This window comes from Olivibacter sp. 47, from assembly GCF_030372825.1.
GTDB classification, from domain to species: Bacteria; Bacteroidota; Bacteroidia; order Sphingobacteriales; family Sphingobacteriaceae; genus Olivibacter; species Olivibacter oleidegradans.
In genome coordinates, this window is record NZ_JAUCNR010000001.1 from 5,836,982 (window position 1) to 5,855,150 (window position 18,169).

Sequence of the window (18,169 nt, forward strand, 5' to 3'; positions counted from 1 at the left end):
TCTCGTTTATTTTTCAAATTTTTCTAACAGTTCCTTGAGGGTAAAGGTAATAATTATGGGTTTACCACTCAAAGAAACATTAGGTGTTGAACAGGCAAAGAGCTTATCGATAATGTCATTCATTTCATCAATGTTTAGGGCTGTACCGCTTTTAATAGCCGCATTGCGGGCCAGGCTCCTTGCCAGGTTCTCCCTTTTGGTTAACTTTAAAGTTGATTGATTATTTTTATAGGCTTCCAGTAATTGCTCAAGTACTTGTGATTCACTGAGTCCACTGCCTAAATCAGCCGGGATTCCTTCTACAATAAAGGTGTTCCGTCCAAAAGCCCTAATTTGAAATCCCAATGCATGGATATCAGGTAGTAAGTCGGTGATAAGTTCAAAATCCGCTACGCTCAAATCAACTGTTTGCGGAAAGAGGCTCTGCTGACTGGCCCCTTGGTGTGTCTCCAGTTGTTGTAAGAACCTTTCAAATAAAATTCGCTCATGAGCCGCTTGTTGGTCGATAAGGATAAAACCGGATCGGATCTGCGACAAAATAAAGCGGTTATGAATTTGAAAGATGAGCTTACCGGCTGGTTTCTCTTGGGTTTTTTCTATTGCCGATTCCTGCTGTTTATCTTCCGAATCAATACTTAACTGATGATGGTGGGCTTTCTGCGTAATCTCATAGAGTGTTTCCCAATTCTGCGGAATGCCACTCTTTTTCTCAAAAGAGCGAGAGTAATTGTCTTGTCGTTCCTTTTGCTGAGAGCCTGTGTCAAAGGGATTGAATTGCGGATTAAAACTAATGGTCGGCGGGACAATATCTTCCGTTTTCTTGTGCGAAATCATATGGCTGAAACCCGTTTCCTGGTTGAAATCCAAAGTTGGCGTAATGTTGTACTTCCCTAGGGATCGCTTAACGGCCGAACGGATAATGGCGTATATCGATCGTTCATCCTGATACTTGATTTCTGTTTTTGTGGGATGGACGTTAACATCAATTTGCGCCGGATCAATCTCGATGAACAATACATATAGCGGATAGCTTTCGGAAGGAAGGATCTCTTCGTAAGCATTGAGTACCGCATGATTCAGGTAAGGATCTTTTATAAAACGGTTATTGACAAAAAAATACTGTTCGCCCCGGGTTTTTTTCGCATATTCCGGCTTTCCGATAAAACCATTTAGATTAATGATCGTTGTGGACTCTTCAACAGGTACTAAACGCTGGTTGTAATTACTTCCGAAGATGTGTATGATGCGCTGTTTTAGACCTTCTGAAGGAAGGTGAAAGACCTCGTTTCCATCGCTGTGCAGGGTAAAGAAGATCTTAGGGTGAGCTAAGGCAATCCGTTGAAATTCTTCAATGATATGGCGCATTTCAACCGGATTACTTTTCAGGAAATTACGTCGTGCAGGCGTGTTGAAAAATAAATTTTTAACGCAAATACTTGTGCCGGCAGGCGTTGCTGTTGGTTCTTGATTTATTATTTCGGATCCCTCTATCATAATGCAGGTCCCCAGCTCGTCTTCATGTCGTCTTGTTTTAAGCTCAACGTGAGCGATGGCGGCGATAGAAGCCATGGCTTCACCCCGAAATCCCATGGTTCTGATAGCGAAGAGATCTTCAGCCTTTCTTAATTTTGAGGTCGCATGGCGCTCGAAACAAAGGCGTGCATCTGTAACACTCATGCCGCAACCGTTATCGATTACCTGGATAAGGGATTTACCTGCGTCTTTTACGATTAATTGAATTTTATCTGCACCTGCATCAATAGCATTTTCTATCAGCTCCTTTACTGCCGATGCCGGACGTTGTACTACCTCCCCTGCCGCAATCTGATTGGCTACTGCATCTGGTAGTAATTGAATGATATCTGACATACCCTGCGAATTTACAAATTAGATATGAGACTACCTTGTTAGCTCCGCAAGCTTTCTGTCAAACAAACTGATTTCTTCTTCGCTGGTGTCAAACGAACACATTAGCCGAACTTCATGCATATGCTCGTCCCAAAGGTAGAAAAAAAGCGTCTCTTGTAGAGGCTTGATCCAATTAGGGGGTATTTTGGCGAAAATGGCATTGACTTCCACCGGTTTGGTGATGATGATCTGGGGATATTTCCTTAAGACGGTAGCTAACTGTTGCGTTCGTTCCAAAACAATGTTGGCATACTTTCTATAGGTGTCGTGATTTAATAGGGCTAAAAACTGGGCAGAGATGAAGCGACTTTTAGACGCTAATTGCATACTGCGTTTATGAAAAAAAGGACTGTCGTGAATATGTTCATTAAAAACAAGCACGGCCTCGCCATAAAGCATGCCCGACTTTGTTCCGCCCAATGATAAAGCATCAACTCCACTAGCCTGTACAACATCTTGTAGCGTACAATTCAAAGCTGTGATGGCCGTAAATAGACGGGAGCCATCCATATGGATTAAAAGATCGTTTTCATTTGCTACGCGATGAATTCCTCTCAATTCGTCTAAGGTATAAAGCGTTCCGTATTCAGTAGGTTGTGTGATACTCAGTACTTTAATTTGCGGGTGATGTAAATCGCCACGACGCTTCACAGCCCGTTGTATGGTAGCGGGTGTTAACTTGCCTGTTTCATCGATAGGTAGCGGTATAAGCCGGCAACCGGTCAGGCCTTCGGGCGCCGTTGATTCATCGACATATATATGCGCGGTTTCTGCACAAAGAATCGCATCGTATGGTTTGGTCAATAGGCTTAAGGCCAATAGATTGGCTCCTGTTCCATTAAATACCAAGTGCAATTTGAACTGATAATTAATGAGTAGTCGTAATTCGTCTTTTAACCTTTCTGTCGTTTTGTCATTTCCATATGCTACAGCATGATCTTGATTTTCATGCAGGAGCGCCTGCATTACTTCCGTAATAGCTCCTGCATAATTGTCGCTTGCCAGTGATTTCATTTTCGAAATGCGTTTTTCAGGCCAAAGGTAATTAAATGTGTCGTAACACAAAGACCGCCGAGTGAACACTACTCGGCGGTCTTTGAAATTAACAATTAAAAAATCTTGTTCTTTAAGTTGGCTTAACTGAATGACACATCACTGCGTGAATCAAAAATACTATGAGGTGTATAAAAGCGACTTAAAGCATTAACCTTTAACACTAGTAAATTTACGAAAATTAAACCGTTCATGTAAATTAGTTTTCAACAGAAAAGCAGGTTTTCAACATATTTCTGTGGAAAAGTTTGATATCCTGAGACTTATTGCTGTTGGAGAAATCGGGAACGCGTTTGCGACCGCTTGTATCATAAAAAAAAGCGGTACTGTAGTAGCAGTACCGCTTTTTGCGTTAGCAGATGAAACGCTATTTATCGATAGAGCCCAACACACGTTTCATAAAAGTGTTCAGGGCCTCTTTTTTGTCCATGCCTTGCTCTTGAACTAGTTTATTCACTTCAATAGCACCATACATGTTGGATATTAGCTCACCGATAACGTCTAACTCTTCATCTTTCAATGAGGAGACTTCGGTAAGAGATTCAAGCGTTTCAATTGCTTCAATCACAAAATCCTCATCATTTTCCTCAATGAATTGAGTTAAATGCTTAATTACTGGTAACTTCATTTACTAATTGCGTTAAGGCATCCAGTTTATTTGTCTGCACTTGATTGAGCAGTTTGCCGCCTTTAAAAGCCGCGAATGTAGGTAAATTAGTCACATTAGCGAGCTTTCTTGATTCCGGCAACTTCTCGGCATCAACAATAACAAACGGTATATTTTCGTTTTCTGAAGCCAATTTTTTAAACTTTGGTTTCATAATTTTGCAGTTACCGCACCAAGTTGCAGCGTATTGAACCAATACGACATCATTTTGGTTAACGATATCTACCAAATTATCTTGTTCTAATTCTTGTAACATAATAAATTAATTTGCGGATAAGTAGCTAGCCACACCCTCACGATTAGCATTCATCGCTTGCTTTCCTTCTTCCCAGTTGGCAGGGCATACTTCTCCAAATTGTTGAACATGAGAATAAGCATCAATCAAACGTAAGTATTCTTTTACATTACGGCCAACAGGCATATCATTTACACTCTCGTGGAATACTTTACCATCCTCGTCTACCAGGTATGTGGCTCTGAACGTAACGTTCGATCCTTCAATAATCAACGAATCCAATTCTTCGTCATAAGCGGCTTTTTGAATATCTAAAATACCTAACACGTTGGCTAAATTACGTGTAGTGTCTGCTAAGATTGGGTAAGTTACTCCTTCGATACCGCCATTATCTTTTGCGGTGTTTAACCATGCGAAGTGTACTTCGTTGGTGTCGCAAGATGCGCCAATTACAATAGTATTTCTTTTTTCAAATTCAGGTAAAGCTTCCTGAAATGCATGCAATTCGGTAGGGCAAACGAAGGTGAAATCTTTTGGATACCAGAATAACAATACCTTCTTTCCTTTTTTAGTAGCCTCTTCTAATACGTTAATTCTTAAATCATCGCCCATGTGATCCATGGCGTCAACAGTAATGTTCGGGAATTTTTTACCTACTAAGCTCATATTAAATTTTTTTTCGTTTTTGATGCCACAAAGATAAGGCTTTCTGCTAGGTTAAAGTATCTTATTTTCTTATGGGGTTATAAATAAAAACTATACTTAGAGCGCGATGGTATTGTAAAATAAAATAGTCAAATCTTTTAAACGTTAATCAAAAAGCAATGTCAGAACCTCCGCCAAGAGCAGGCATGTCAAAGTGCAATCGTATTACTGCTAATTGTCTTGTAAATTGCATATAAGCGGAAATTTATCTAAGTTTGCGTTCCAAAATGGCCCTGTAGTTCAACGGATAGAATAGAAGTTTCCTAAACTTTAGATATGGGTTCGATTCCCGTCGGGGCTACGAAAAAAGCGGATTATTGCAAAATAAGCCGCTTTTTTGTTTGAAGCTGATGCCCGCTCATCAATAAATGCATGTTAATGAGCTTTTGAACAAAGCATATTGAACTTTTAAACAAAATCTACCGTCTACTAAGAACGTACTTTTGTATCGTATTAAATATATAAGACAATGGAAAAGGTATGGTTTATAACAGGAAGTTCCAGGGGATTGGGACGTAGCCTGACGGAAGCAGTGCTGGCTAGCGGCGATAAAGTAGTCGCAACGGCCCGTAATATTAATCAACTAAATGATTTGTTAAAGCAATATGCCGATCAGGTACTGCCAATAGCTTTAGATGTGACCGATTATAAGCAGGTTTCACAGTCGATGGCTGAGGCGGTAAAACATTTTGGTCGTATTGATGTGCTGGTTAACAATGCCGGTTTCGGTATCATTGGTGCGGCGGAAGCCTATACCGATGAACAGGTACGGAGTCAGCTAGAAACGAATCTATATGCTCCGATAGAAATCACTCGAGCCGTGTTACCCTATATGCGCAATCAAGGAGGAGGCCGTATTCTGCAAATTAGTTCCATCGGCGGCCGAGTAGGTAATGCCGGTTTAACGATGTACCAAGCGGCTAAATTTGGCTTAAGTGGCTTCACAGAGGCATTGGCAAAAGAGGTAGCCCCATTGGGCATTTACGTTACCAGCGTAGAACCAGGCGGCTTCCGCACGGATTGGGCCGGTGCTTCTATGACCTATGCGCGGGAGATCGAAGATTACCTAATGGTGAAGCAGCGGACAGATTTTTTTAAAAGTGGAAAATTCATTGCCGTGGGCGACCCTGTAAAGGCTGCCAAAGCTATGGTGGAATTGGCTTCTCATCCAACGCCGCCTATACATTTGGTATTGGGCAGTGAGGCTGTCGGCATGCTGAAAATTGCAAATGAGACCAGGCAGGCCGAAATGGAAGAATGGATGGAGGTTAGTTTATCTACCGATCATGACACTTCTGAGAACTTTCTTGATACACCTCAAGGTCAGTGGTATACCGGTAATCTGCAAAGAAAACATTAATATTGTATATATATAGGCGGCTAGTTTCATCGCTACGGCTATGTTGACGACTATCCGCCTATTTTACAAATTGCCTATGTCCGAACCAAAAACAAATGGAAGATCGTCACCAATTGCGTATTCATGCTACTTCAATCGTAACCGTGAGGGCGAACAGTTTGCACCGGAACACGTATTCAGTTATCAATTATCGGGTACACTGCTAATAAATACAGGAGACAGTGAACATGTTTTCAATGAAGGCGATTTTCGATTTATCAAAAGGAATCAACTTTTGAAGTTTGTTAAACAACCGCCAGTCGGAGGCGTTTTTAAATCGATCTCAATTTACCTTGATCAGCCGATGTTAAGGGACTTTAGTATAGTATATGGGTATAAAGCCATAGAAGAGCCGTTCAGAGGAGAAGCAGTGATGCGGTTAAACGGAGGAGCGTTATGTAAAAGTTTCATGGATTCATTGATGCCTTACACCGGAAGCGATCAAGCGATCCCTCAACAGCTTCAAGTTTTGAAACAACATGAGGCGGTTATGATTTTACTACAATCCAAACCTGAATTGCAGAATATATTATTTGATTTCACGGAACCGGGTAAAATCGATTTGGAGGCCTTCATGAATAAAAACTTTCATTTTAACGTACAGCTTAAACGCTTCGCCTACCTTACTGGTCGCAGTTTGGCTACCTTTAAGCGTGACTTTGAGCATATTTTTCATACCTCTCCAAGTAAGTGGTTACAACAAAGACGATTGCAGGAGGCTCATTATCTAATTAAAGAGAAGGGGCGTGCTCCTTCTGACGTATACTTGGAGATCGGATTCGAAGATCTTTCGCATTTTTCCTTCGCCTTTAAAAAAATGTATGGTATGCCGCCTTCTAAGCTGGTGGGTTAGTGCGTAATAAATGGAATAGGCGCTATTCCATTAAATGCCGTAAATACAGGTGCGGATTATCTAGAAAGTTCTTTGTCAGCGTAAAGTGCTCCGTTTCCTGATAACTTGTCTCCCGTATCCCTTGTTCGTCCATTTGATAGATCGTTGCTCCTGGATAGCAAATGAGCATCGGAGAGTGCGTAGCAATTAAAAACTGAGCACGATTGCTTTGTTCTAAGCTATGTATGATAGACATAAATGCGAGTATCCGAGCTGGCGATAAGGCGGCTTCCGGTTCGTCAAGTATATAAATGCCTGAGTCGAACTGGTTGTTAAACAAAGCTAAAAAAGATTCTCCATGAGATTGTGCGTGAAGCGATTGGCCCCCATAAGCTTGCAGAATCCGGGAATCCTCCTCAGCAAGCTCATCAATGTAAGAGGCAAAATTGAAAAAGCTTTCAGCCCGCATGAAAAAGCCGTTGTTAATTCGGATAGGGGTCCAACTTAACTTAAGATGGCGGGATAGCGCGGATTCGTATCCCTCAAATTGGTGTCCTTGATTAAGATTATGGTTTCTGTTGCCTCCCCTTAAACTAAAGCCGCACTTTTCAGCGACGCCTTCTAATAATGTTGACTTACCTGAGCCATTTTCACCCACAAAGAAGGTAATATTCGTCTTTAGTTTAAGTGTAAATCCGCTGCTTAGACTGGCAATATTTCCCAGATAAGTCGCGTCTCCCAATGGAGAAAGTGTGATTTGCGATAAGAAAGGCATAACTTAATGTTAATTGACCCTAAATTAAAAATTCCAGCGAGAAATCGCAATCAAAGCAATTGTTGAGAATTCTCAGCTAAAGATGTTGCTTGCTAAACCTTAATGGGTGAGCTGTTTAAAACACAGCAAGTTGTATCTAATGTACTGGGAAAGCTAGACAAGTAATGAAATATGGCTAGTTGAAATTGTGGATTCGAAAACTAAACCAGCTTGTTTTTTTCTTTTTTTGGCCTTTTAGGGTGATAATATTTATAATTTTTTTCTGTAAAATGATTTACTGAAGTTTAAGGCTTTATTTCTTGGTAGTTTAACAAAAAACTATGTTTTTCTGGAATATTTTTATAAAAATAGATGGAAAATCTTGTTGTTTTGTCTTTTTATGTGGGTTTATTTGTTTTATGTTGCTTATTTTTCATTTTATTGCTGGTCTTTTAATTTTTTTGTTTGTATCTCGCTTTGATGTTGTTATTTTTGTCTGTCATATGGCTTAAAGGGATAAAGTCGTAAACCTTTTGTTAAGTCATTTTGCTTTATAGATTGAAGATGACCGAGTGGCAATCTAACCCACAGTGATGGTGTAAGGATGTCCCTTTTGACTATTACATTTAACTAAGATTTAACAATTCACTGTTGTTCGTATGGACAACTTTACATACTTTTGACCCCGATCATGAAATGGCTCGTTAGATTTTTTCTATCGCTGTGTTTGCTCTTCTTGAGCAGATACAATCACCTACACGCTTACGCGCATCAAGACCATATACGTTATTCGTTGGTAAAAATTTTTGAACGGGTAGCTTATGAGCAGATAGGTGAGGCGAATGAATTGGTTTTTAAGCCAGCGCCGCTCAACGAAGAAAAAGTCACCGAAAAAATACGGGCTACAGACAAGGAGGAAGAAGATGACTCGGTTTCTTCCCGAAAATATTTAGAAATCAGTAATTATTTTACTGATTTTTTTTATGCCTTAAATGCGAGGTATTTTTGGCGACAGATGAAGCAAAGTTTGGCTTCCTCAGAACATGCTCCGTATACCTCGTCCCGAACCTACCTCCTGTTTCGGGTTATTCGAATTTGATTTTTCTCTGCTAACGGAAAAGGCCTAACCTTGCTATTCCGTTATTTCTACATTCCATAAATAATACATGCTAATGGTTTAAACGTGAGAATAAACCTGAGGTGTGCTTGTGTACAATTTTCAAAAAATATTAAGAATCATATTGCTTCGATAAGCGAATTATTATGAAGAGAATTTTCATGCTCATGGGCCTGGGGGCGATGTTGTGCCATGCCGGTTGCCAATCGAAAAAAGAAGAGAAAGAAGAGCAAACCAAATTTTTGGTAACAACGCCCGTCAAGATGGATACGTCGATCATCAAAGATTATGTATGCCAGATTCGTTCCGTACAACATATTGAGTTAAGGGCGCAGGAGCGCGGTTATTTACAGAAGATTTTTGTAGATGAGGGACAGTTTGTGAAGGCAGGACAGTTGCTGTTTCAAATTATGCCTAAACTGTACGAAGCTGAGCTTCAAAAAGCACAAGCAGAGGCAAACTTTGCCGAAATAGAATATAAAAATACCAAAAGCTTAGCTGATAGTAACATCGTAGCGCCGAATGAATTAGCAATGGCGAAGGCTAAGTTTGACAAAGCGAAGGCCGAACTCGCGCTAACAAAAGTGCATTTGCAATTTACCGAAATCCGGGCACCATTTGATGGAATCATCGATCGGTTCCATGTACGGCAGGGAAGTTTAGTAGAGGAAGGCGACTTACTAACGGAGCTTTCTGATAATAGTAAGATGTGGGTATATTACAATGTACCGGAAGCCGAGTATTTAGACTATAAAACGAATCTTAAAAAGGACAGTTTAACGAAGGTTGATTTACTGATGGCTAATAACAGGTTGTTCGACTATCCGGGTAGGGTGGAGACCATTGAGGCCGACTTTAACAATGAAACCGGTAATATAGCTTTCAGGGCAACCTTTCCTAATCCCAAAGGATTGTTGAGACACGGCGAAACGGGTAACATTCAAATGAAAACTCCCTATAAAAACGCAGTGATTATTCCGCAAAAGGCTACGTTCGAGGTGCTTGAAAAGAAATATGTGTATGTACTGGATAAAGATAATAAGATACAATCGAGGGAGATTAAAATAGCTGCAGAGTTGCCACATCTCTTCCTTATTGAATCAGGTTTGTCTGTAGATGATAAGGTTCTCCTAGAAGGTATTCGGCTAGTTAAAGAAAACGAGAAAATTGAATACAAGCTGGAAGACCCCAAAGATGTTATATCGCATTTGGAGTTATATGCAGAATAGTGGATTAACTTAAAAAAAATCAGATGTTCAATAAATTCATACAGAGGCCTGTATTTGCGATTGTAATATCTATTATGATTGTATTTGTAGGTTCCTTGGCAATCAAACAGTTGCCCATATCACAATTCCCCCAAATTGCGCCAACAACCGTTAATGTTTTTATAGCTTATCCGGGATCTAGCGCAGATGTATTAGTGCAGTCGACGCTGATTAACTTAGAGAACGCGATTAACGGTGTTCAGGGTATGCGTTATATAGCCACCGATGCAACCAGTGCGGGGGAAGCTACCTTAAGGGTTATTTTTGAACCCGGTACCGATCCTGACCAAGCGGTAGTCAGGGTGAAAACCAGGGTCGACCAGGTGATGCCCCTCTTGCCCGAACTGGTTCAGCGTGAAGGAGTAGTCGTCTCCCCCATCCAGCCGAGTATGTTGATGTATGTCAACCTGTACGCAAAGGGTAAGAACATGGACGAAAAATTCCTGTATAACTATGCCAGCGTAAAAATGATCCCTGAAATCAATAGGATTAAGGGGGTGGCAAGATCGCAGATATTAGGTAGTAGAACCTATGCTATGCGGGTTTGGCTAAATCCCGACCGTATGCGAGCTTACCATATATCGGTAGACGAAGTGATGGACGCGATGGCTGAACAAAGTATTGTTGGTCGTCCGGGACGTATCGGACAGAGCTCAGGTATCAAAGCGCAGTCGTTAGAGTACGTATTAACCTATAAGGGCAGGTATAGTGAACCTGCTGAGTATGAAAATATCATTATTCGCGCCAATGCGGATGGTGAGCGTATTCGTTTAGGAGATATAGGTAAAGTAGAGCTGGGAAGTGAGTTCTTCGATATTTACTCCAACCTTGACGGTCATCCTTCGGCTTCCATATTGTTAAACCAAAACTATGGTAGTAACGCGAGTGATGTAATCGCTGCTGTAAAAGACAAACTTGCGGAGATGAAGGAAACGTTCCCTCCCGGATTGGATTATAAAATCAGTTATGACGTTTCCCAGTTCCTTGATGCCTCTATCGAACAGGTTGTCCATACGTTAAGGGACGCCTTTATCTTGGTGGCAATCGTTGTGTTTGTTTTCCTGGGCGACTGGAGATCTACGCTTATTCCTATATTGGCGGTGCCGGTATCGCTTGTAGGAGCATTCTTTGTTATCCAATTTTTCGGATTATCTATTAACCTGGTAACTTTGTTTGCCCTTGTATTAGCGATCGGTATTGTGGTGGATGATGCCATTGTGGTGGTGGAAGCGGTCCACGCCAAATTTGATGAGTTTCCTAGCATGACGCCCTACCAGGCTGTAAAAAGGGTATTGGGAGAAATTAGTGGTGCGATTATAGCAATTACGGCAGTAATGGTATCGGTATTCTTACCTATCTCCTTCATGACGGGCCCTGTGGGTACCTTCTATCGGCAATTCTCTATTACGATGGCGAGCTCGATTGTGATTTCGGCCATTATAGCGCTTACCCTCACACCGGTACTATGTGCCATGTTGTTAAAAAACCATCACACACACCACGCAAAGCCGAATATATTTACCAAAGCACTTGATAGCTTTAACCGTGGTTTTGATAAGCTTACCGGTAAATATGTTGGCGTATTGAAGTCTATAGTAAGCAGAAGAGTACTAACATTTGCTGTCTTAGCGGCATTCTGTGCAGGTATCTTCTTCGAAAACCGGGTACTTCCTGCTGGTTTTATCCCCAGTGAAGACCAGGGTACTATTTACGGGATTATCCAAACACCTCCGGGATCTACGCTGGAAACGACCAATGAGGTATCGCGAAAGCTTCAGGGAATTTGTGAACATGTAGACGGGGTAGAGTCGGTATCCTCCCTTGCCGGCTATGAAATTATGACAGAAGGTCGGGGTTCTAATGCAGGTACCTGTATGATTAACCTTAAACCATGGCATGAAAGGGAACACTCCGTTACCGAGATCATGAAAGAATTAGAAGAGAAATCCAAAGGTTTGGGGGCAACCATCGAGTTCTTTGAGCCGCCGGCTATTCCCGGATTCGGATCATCAGGCGGTTTCTCCTTACGGTTGCTAGATAAAAATACAACCACGGATTACCAGGAATTTGATAAAGTGAACAAACAGTTCCTCGAAGATTTGCGTAAACGTAAGGAGCTCGCCGGATTATTTACCTTCTTTGCGGCAAATTATCCTCAATATGAGCTTGAAGTTGACAACAATTTAGCCATGCAAAAAGGTGTCTCTATTGGTAAAGCAATGGACAACCTGAATATTATGATTGGTAGTACCTATGAGCAAGGTTTCATCAAGTTTGGCCGCTTCTTTAAAGTATATGTTCAATCGGATCCTAAATTCAGAAGACTACCATCTGATATACTTAATCTTTTCGTCAAAAACGATCACGGTGAAATGGTGCCTTATTCGGCATTTATGAAGCTTAAAAAGTCGCAAGGGCCAAACGAGATTACCCGATACAATATGTACAATTCGGCAGCCATCAGGGGACTTCCGGCAGCTGGTTATACTACTGCAGATGCTATTCAGGCTATTCGCGAAGTAGCGAAAAAATCGCTTCCTAACGGGTATGATATTGCATGGGAAGGACTTTCTTATGACGAGGCTAACAGAGGGAATGAGTCGCTCTATATATTCCTAATCGTACTGGCGTTTGTGTACTTTGTTCTTGCAGCACAATATGAGAGCTTTATCATCCCACTTGCGGTGGTATTCTCCTTGCCCGTGGGGGTGTTCGGTTCGTTTTTACTCCTTAAGTTAATGGGACTTCAAAATGATATCTACGCTCAAATCGGTCTTATCATGCTTGTCGGACTGCTTGGTAAGAACGCTGTATTGATTGTTGAGTTTGCCGTACTCAAACATCGAGAAGGAGCCTCCATACTGGAAGCGGCTATTGAAGGGGCGAAGGTCCGTTTCCGTCCTATCCTGATGACATCGTTTGCCTTCATTGCGGGATTAATTCCGTTAATTATTGCAACAGGTGCCGGCGCGATTGGCAACAGGACCATTGGTGCATCCGCGATGGGCGGTATGGTATTCGGTACTGTCTTCGGTGTAATTATAGTTCCTGGACTATACTATATTTTCGGTTCCCTTGCTAGCGGAAGAAAACTGATTAAGGGTGAAGATGAAAACTCATTATCCGATGAGTTTGTACATCAAATAGATAAATTCGATAATGGTGATGAAAATGAGTAAGATGTCTAAAAAATATAAATATGTATACGTTATAATAGGCTGCTTGGTACTAATAACGTATACAGGATGTAAAACACCTGCATTAGTTCAGCGTGAAGCAAATACAAAGACTCCTGCGAGCTATAATGGTTCGCAGGATACCGTTAACACGGCAAAATTGACTTGGAAGGAGTACTTTACTGATCCTTATTTAGCGGCGTTGATTGATACAGCTTTGAAAAATAATCAGGAACTGAATATTACCTTACAGGAAATTGAAATTTCAAGGAACGAGATTCGGGAGAGAAAGGGGGAGTATCTCCCATTCGTGGGGATTAAAGGGGCAGCTGGTGTTGATAAAGTAGCTAGATATACTAATATCGGGGCATTAGAACATCACGTGGAAATAAAAGAAGGAAAGGAAAATCCCGAGCCACTCCCTGATTTTATGTTGGGACTTTCCGCTACTTGGGAAATAGATATTTGGAAGAAGCTGCATAATGCAAAGAAAGCGGCTGTAAGCCGGTATCTGTCGACCGTAGAAGGGAAAAATTTCGTTATTACCAATCTGGTTGCAGAAATCGCCAACTCATATTATGAGTTATTGGCACTGGATAACCAGTTGGATATTGTTAAAAAGAATATCGAAATTCAAAGTAATGCCTTAAGAATAGTAAAAATGCAGAAAGAGGCCGCACAGGTTACGGAGCTGGCGGTGCGCAGATTTGAGGCAGAGGTGTTGAACACCAAAAGCCTTCAGTATGCTATTCAGCAACGTGTTACAGAAACGGAGAACCGAATTAACTTTTTATTGGGAAGGTATCCGCAGCCTATTCAACGGACTAGTGATAATTTCGAGCATTTGATACCCGAGGCTGTACATACGGGTTTACCTGCGCAATTGTTGGCAAATCGCCCGGATATCAAGCAGGCTGAATTGGAATTAGCAGCGGCGAAACTGGATATTAAGGTAGCAAAAGCCAGGTTTTATCCTTCTTTAGGAATTTCAGCGGCCATCGGTTACCAAGCTTTTGATCCTACTTATCTCGTGAAGACCCCAAAGTCCTTGCTTTATTCCCTGGCGGGCGATATCACAGCTCCTTTAATTAATAGGAATGCCATAAAGGCTGCGTATTATAATGCCAATGCCAAGCAGATACAGGCTGTTTATAATTATGAGCGGACTGTTTTAAATGCTTATGTTGAAGTGGCTAATCAATTGGCGAAAATTAACAACCTGGAAAAAAGTTACGATTTAAAGTCAAAACAAGTGGATGCCCTTTCGCAGTCGATTGGTATTTCCAATAGCCTTTTCAAATCAGCTAGGGCAGATTATATGGAAGTGTTATTGACGCAGCGTGATGCCTTGGAATCCAAATTTGAATTGGTTGAAACAAAAATGCAACAGATGAATGCCATGGTAAATATTTACAGGGCATTGGGTGGTGGATGGAACTAGCTGAATTTTTTGGATTGATTGAGGCCCTCGAAACGGTTGTTTTGAGGGCCTTTTTGATGCCGTTGATCTAATAAAAGGGTAAACTTTTTAACGAGCATCTTGTTCCCCTTTATGAGAGCTAATGAAAGGAAAAATGATGATACTTGTGTTGTTATGTACTTATACGCTTCTTCAATCCAATGCACCGCAGGATTATAAGCAGCTCCGCGAAAAAATGGTTATTGAACAGCTAGAAGCTCGTGGAATACACCACGATGCCACCTTGCAAGCGATGAGGCAAGTAGAACGACATTTGTTTGTACCCTCTCCTTACCAATCCTATGCTTACGAAGATCGTCCGCTTCCAATTGGTTTTAGACAAACAATTTCCCAACCCTTTATAGTGGCAAGCATGACACAAATGCTTGACTTAAGTAAAGACGATCGCGTACTTGAGATTGGAACCGGATCGGGTTATCAGGCAGCGGTGTTAGCAGAGATTGTAGCGCAGGTTTATACGATTGAGATTGTGAAGGAACTGGCTGAATGTACCAAAAAGTTATTGCATCAGCTGAATTATAACAATATAGAAGTTGTCATTGGTGATGGCTATCAGGGCTTAAGATCAGCCGCGCCTTTTGACGCCATCATTGTTACTGCAGCGCCGGAAAAAATACCGGAACCACTCGTCGAGCAGTTGAAAGACGGCGGAAAAATGATCATACCGATTGGACCTACCAAAGGCATGCAAACCTTAAAGCTCTTAAAGAAAAAGAAAGGGAAGCTTGTCGTTCAAGATCTTATGCATGTTCGTTTTGTCCCATTTACAAGGAAAAATAGATGAGATGGCTTGTTTACCGGATCATTTTTTTAGCGATCGAGCCTAACATTGCAAGTTTCTTCTCAAGTTCATCCGACCATTGTAAGCCGTAGCTCAAACGCATACAATTGTTAAATTGATTTTGAAGGGTAAACATACGACCGGGTGCAATGCTTATTTTTTGGCGCATAGCCTGATCGTATAGCAACGGAACATTTAAATTTGGATTCAGTTCTACCCAGAGTACAAATCCTCCCTGAGGTCTGCTGACCCGTGTTTCTTCTGGAAAGTAGTCGTGAATAGCTCGCGTAAAGTGTAGGCTGTTTGCTTGCAATGTACGACGCATTTTTCGAAGGTGGGCCTCATATCGTCCATTTTCTAAAAAATCGCCAATAACTTCCTGGGTGAGTGTGGTGGATGAAACGGCATGTAGTAGCTTAAGGCGGATAACTTGCTCCTTAAACTTCCCGGGCGCAACCCAACCTACCCGATAGCCGGGAGCCAAGGTTTTAGATACTGACCCACACCATAGAACCAAGCCCTTTTTGTCGAAGGCTTTGCAGGGTTTAGGTCGGTTTTCTCCAAAGTAAACATCACCATATAAATCATCTTCTATAAGCGGTATTTCGTGTTCCGATAACATGTTTACCAATGCCTTTTTATTCTCTTCGGGCATACAACTTCCAAGGGGATTGTTGAAGTTACTTACCACTAAGCAAAGTTTTATGCTAGGTAACACCTTTCGTAATGCATCGAGTTCCATACCGGTTATGGGATGGGTTGGTATTTCCAGCACTTCAAGCCCTAAGCTTTTCGCCAATTGCAATATACCAAAGTAAACAGGACTTTCCACCGCAATGGTATCGCCCTTTTTAGCAAGGGCCATCATACAATACGACAGTGCATTCATGGCACCGGCAGTAGTAACTAAATCATCCGCAGTGAGCATACCTCCCCAGGTGAAAGACCATCGCGCAATATTGCGACGCAATTTAAAATTTCCTTGAATTTCTTCGTAGGCAGTGCCACTTCCGTCAAGCGTACGGGTAGCTTGTAATAAGCTTTTATTCAGCTTGGCTATTGGTAAAAGTTCATTGGCTGGAACACCTATGGAAAACCGAGTAATAGAGGTGTCGTTTAACGACCGGTAAACCTTATCGATCAGGTTTTCCGCTTGTTCCTGATGCGATAAGACAGAAGGATTACTGGTGGTGGGAACAGGTAGTCTGCTTCTCGAATGCCTGGAGACATAGAAGCCCGATTGGGGGCGTGATTCGATGAGTGCTTTTCTTTCCAGTTCGAAAAAAGCACGTGTCGCTGTATTCATGCTTACGCCATATTCTCTTTTTACCGTACGAATAGAGGGTAACTTATCTCCTATTTTTAATACATTATTGCGTATTTGCTGCTCAATTGCCTTAGCTATGACAATATATAATGCTTCTTCTTTCATAATATAAACTGTATCCTTCAAATATAAAAAAATTGTATCTGTACTTCTTTTCTTTTTTTTCTCTTCTTTGTATAAGAAAAAAATAATCATGGAAATATTAATAAGTTATTACCAACCGGATAAGCAAACCTTTTTTGAGAAATTCAACAAAGCGTGGTTAAATAAATATTTTACCGTTGAACCTATTGACAAATATGTGTTAGAGCATCCGGAAGAGGCTATTCTTCGAGACGGGGGCGAAATTTTATTTGCAGCATATGATGGTGTAATTGTGGGCACGGTAGCGCTAAAAAGAGTTAGTGAGGAGGTTATGGAGTTAACTAAAATGGCTGTTGACGAATCTTATCATGGACTTGGGATCGGTAAGGCTCTGTGTGCACATGCCATCGAAAAGGCGCGCGAATTGGGAGTAAAAAAGCTGGTGTTGTATTCCCAAAGCATCTTGCAGTCTGCTTTAGCAATTTATAGAAAGTATGGTTTTTATAACGTGCCCGTGGATAACCCCAAGTACAAAAGGGCGGATGTAATGATGGAGTTAGTTTTATAATCCTTTTTAGATATGCAGCATACATTTCAAATAAAAATAGGTGTTGACGAAATGGATATGAAACTTATTCATACCTTTTTATCAAAAGAAAGTTATTGGGCTAAAGATATTCCGCTCGAACTGGTAAAGGAATCCTTAAATAACTCTTATTGTATCGGGGTGTTTGACAATAATAAACAAATTGCATTTGCCAGATTAATTACGGACAGGGCAACATTCGCTTATTTGGCCGATGTTTTTGTAATAAAAAGTTATAGGAAACAAGGGGTCTCAAAAATAATGCTTAATCATATTATGCGTTTACCCTGGGTCAAAACTTTGCGACGGATGATGTTGGTTACTGCGGATGCGCATTCGCTTTATGCCGAATATGGTTTTGGACCACTCGCTGATATAACACGACATATGGAAATATATACACCAAACCTTTACAAGAAATGAAAGCAGAAAAATTCAACCGGTTTACAAGCGACTGGATTAGGGCTTGGAATAATCACGATTTAGAAGAAATCATGACCCACTATGCGGATGATATTGATTTTCGTTCGCCAATCATTCAGCAGCTTGGAGTAAGCGAAGAAGGACAAGTACGAGGTAAGCAACAATTAAAGGACTATTTTGAAAGAGGCTTGAAGAAGTATCCGGATTTGGCCTTTGAACTGTACCATGAGCTCCACGGTATAAATTCGGTTGTTTTAGTATATCGGAGTGTTAATAACTCCATCTCTGCCGAATATATGGAACTAAACGACGAAGGTAAAATTCAACGGGTTCGGGCGCATTATCATTGGCATTAAAATTGACTTTGAAAGCGT

17 protein-coding genes and 1 tRNA gene are annotated in these 18,169 nt (G+C 41.2%); 11 read left to right on the plus strand and 7 right to left on the minus strand.

The genetic code is table 11. The features are described from left to right. Positions 1-6: 6 nt before the first annotated feature. From mutL to QT327_RS25275, 5 genes are all read right to left on the minus strand, one after another. The gene (gene mutL, locus QT327_RS25255) at positions 7-1,869 is read right to left on the minus strand and encodes a DNA mismatch repair endonuclease MutL (protein WP_130854533.1); all 1,863 of its coding nucleotides are present in this window, start codon (positions 1,867-1,869) and stop codon (positions 7-9) included. A 30-nt stretch (positions 1,870-1,899) separates the two neighbouring features. After that, positions 1,900-2,922: a threonine aldolase family protein gene (locus QT327_RS25260; RefSeq protein ID WP_013664766.1), complete on the minus strand. Its 1,023-nt coding sequence runs from the start codon at positions 2,920-2,922 to the stop codon at positions 1,900-1,902. 406 nt (positions 2,923-3,328) lie between these two features. Then, positions 3,329-3,589: a DUF6952 family protein gene (locus tag QT327_RS25265; RefSeq protein WP_013664768.1), complete on the minus strand. Its 261-nt coding sequence runs from the start codon at positions 3,587-3,589 to the stop codon at positions 3,329-3,331. Then, positions 3,570-3,884: a thioredoxin family protein gene (locus QT327_RS25270; protein WP_013664769.1), complete on the minus strand. Its 315-nt coding sequence runs from the start codon at positions 3,882-3,884 to the stop codon at positions 3,570-3,572. Before QT327_RS25270 ends, QT327_RS25265 begins: the two co-directional genes overlap by 20 nt. 6 nt (positions 3,885-3,890) lie before the next feature. Beyond that, on the minus strand, positions 3,891-4,529 hold the full coding sequence (locus tag QT327_RS25275; protein ID WP_013664770.1) for a peroxiredoxin: 639 nt from the start codon (positions 4,527-4,529) through the stop codon (positions 3,891-3,893). 268 nt (positions 4,530-4,797) lie between these two features. On the opposite strand from QT327_RS25275, the gene QT327_RS25280 reads away from it, so the two are divergent. From QT327_RS25280 to QT327_RS25290, 3 genes are all read left to right on the plus strand, one after another. Continuing rightward, a tRNA-Arg gene (locus QT327_RS25280) sits at positions 4,798-4,869 on the plus strand. Between the two features lie 168 nt (positions 4,870-5,037). Beyond that, positions 5,038-5,928 (plus strand): oxidoreductase, encoded by an 891-nt coding sequence (locus QT327_RS25285; RefSeq protein WP_130854532.1) that lies wholly within the window; start codon positions 5,038-5,040, stop codon positions 5,926-5,928. A 76-nt stretch (positions 5,929-6,004) separates the two neighbouring features. Further along, positions 6,005-6,820 (plus strand): helix-turn-helix domain-containing protein, encoded by an 816-nt coding sequence (locus tag QT327_RS25290; protein WP_165446899.1) that lies wholly within the window; start codon positions 6,005-6,007, stop codon positions 6,818-6,820. Positions 6,821-6,842: 22 nt separating this feature from the next. Here QT327_RS25290 and QT327_RS25295 read toward each other — a convergent pair whose 3' ends face one another. Beyond that, positions 6,843-7,574 (minus strand): AAA family ATPase, encoded by a 732-nt coding sequence (locus tag QT327_RS25295; RefSeq protein WP_130854530.1) that lies wholly within the window; start codon positions 7,572-7,574, stop codon positions 6,843-6,845. Between the two features lie 715 nt (positions 7,575-8,289). On the opposite strand from QT327_RS25295, the gene QT327_RS25300 reads away from it, so the two are divergent. From QT327_RS25300 to QT327_RS25320, 5 genes are all read left to right on the plus strand, one after another. Continuing rightward, a complete protein-coding gene (locus QT327_RS25300) occupies positions 8,290-8,652 on the plus strand; it encodes a hypothetical protein (protein ID WP_289554228.1) in 363 nt (120 codons plus the stop codon). Positions 8,653-8,816: 164 nt separating this feature from the next. Then, positions 8,817-9,899 (plus strand): efflux RND transporter periplasmic adaptor subunit, encoded by a 1,083-nt coding sequence (locus QT327_RS25305; RefSeq protein WP_013664775.1) that lies wholly within the window; start codon positions 8,817-8,819, stop codon positions 9,897-9,899. 23 nt (positions 9,900-9,922) lie between these two features. Then, positions 9,923-13,117, plus strand: a complete 3,195-nt coding sequence (locus QT327_RS25310; protein WP_013664776.1) for an efflux RND transporter permease subunit — start codon at positions 9,923-9,925, stop codon at positions 13,115-13,117. Position 13,118: 1 nt separating this feature from the next. Next, positions 13,119-14,555 (plus strand): TolC family protein, encoded by a 1,437-nt coding sequence (locus tag QT327_RS25315; RefSeq protein WP_242627110.1) that lies wholly within the window; start codon positions 13,119-13,121, stop codon positions 14,553-14,555. Between the two features lie 133 nt (positions 14,556-14,688). After that, on the plus strand, positions 14,689-15,378 hold the full coding sequence (locus tag QT327_RS25320; RefSeq protein WP_130854528.1) for a protein-L-isoaspartate(D-aspartate) O-methyltransferase: 690 nt from the start codon (positions 14,689-14,691) through the stop codon (positions 15,376-15,378). A gap of 10 nt (positions 15,379-15,388) precedes the next feature. Here the strand turns inward: QT327_RS25320 and QT327_RS25325 are convergent, their stop codons facing one another. Next, positions 15,389-16,807 carry an aminotransferase-like domain-containing protein gene (locus QT327_RS25325; protein WP_013664779.1) on the minus strand — a complete coding sequence of 473 codons (1,419 nt, stop codon included), beginning with the start codon at positions 16,805-16,807 and terminating at the stop codon, positions 15,389-15,391. Between the two features lie 88 nt (positions 16,808-16,895). Between QT327_RS25325 and QT327_RS25330 the strand changes: the two genes are divergently transcribed. The 3 genes from QT327_RS25330 to QT327_RS25340 are packed head-to-tail and all read left to right on the plus strand — an operon-like array spanning position 16,896 to position 18,151. Then, the gene (locus QT327_RS25330; protein WP_013664780.1) at positions 16,896-17,354 is read left to right on the plus strand and encodes a GNAT family N-acetyltransferase; all 459 of its coding nucleotides are present in this window, start codon (positions 16,896-16,898) and stop codon (positions 17,352-17,354) included. A gap of 12 nt (positions 17,355-17,366) precedes the next feature. Beyond that, the gene (locus QT327_RS25335) at positions 17,367-17,795 is read left to right on the plus strand and encodes a GNAT family N-acetyltransferase (RefSeq protein WP_130854527.1); all 429 of its coding nucleotides are present in this window, start codon (positions 17,367-17,369) and stop codon (positions 17,793-17,795) included. Further along, positions 17,792-18,151: a nuclear transport factor 2 family protein gene (locus QT327_RS25340; RefSeq protein WP_130854526.1), complete on the plus strand. Its 360-nt coding sequence runs from the start codon at positions 17,792-17,794 to the stop codon at positions 18,149-18,151. Before QT327_RS25335 ends, QT327_RS25340 begins: the two co-directional genes overlap by 4 nt. Positions 18,152-18,169: the final 18 nt, after the last annotated feature.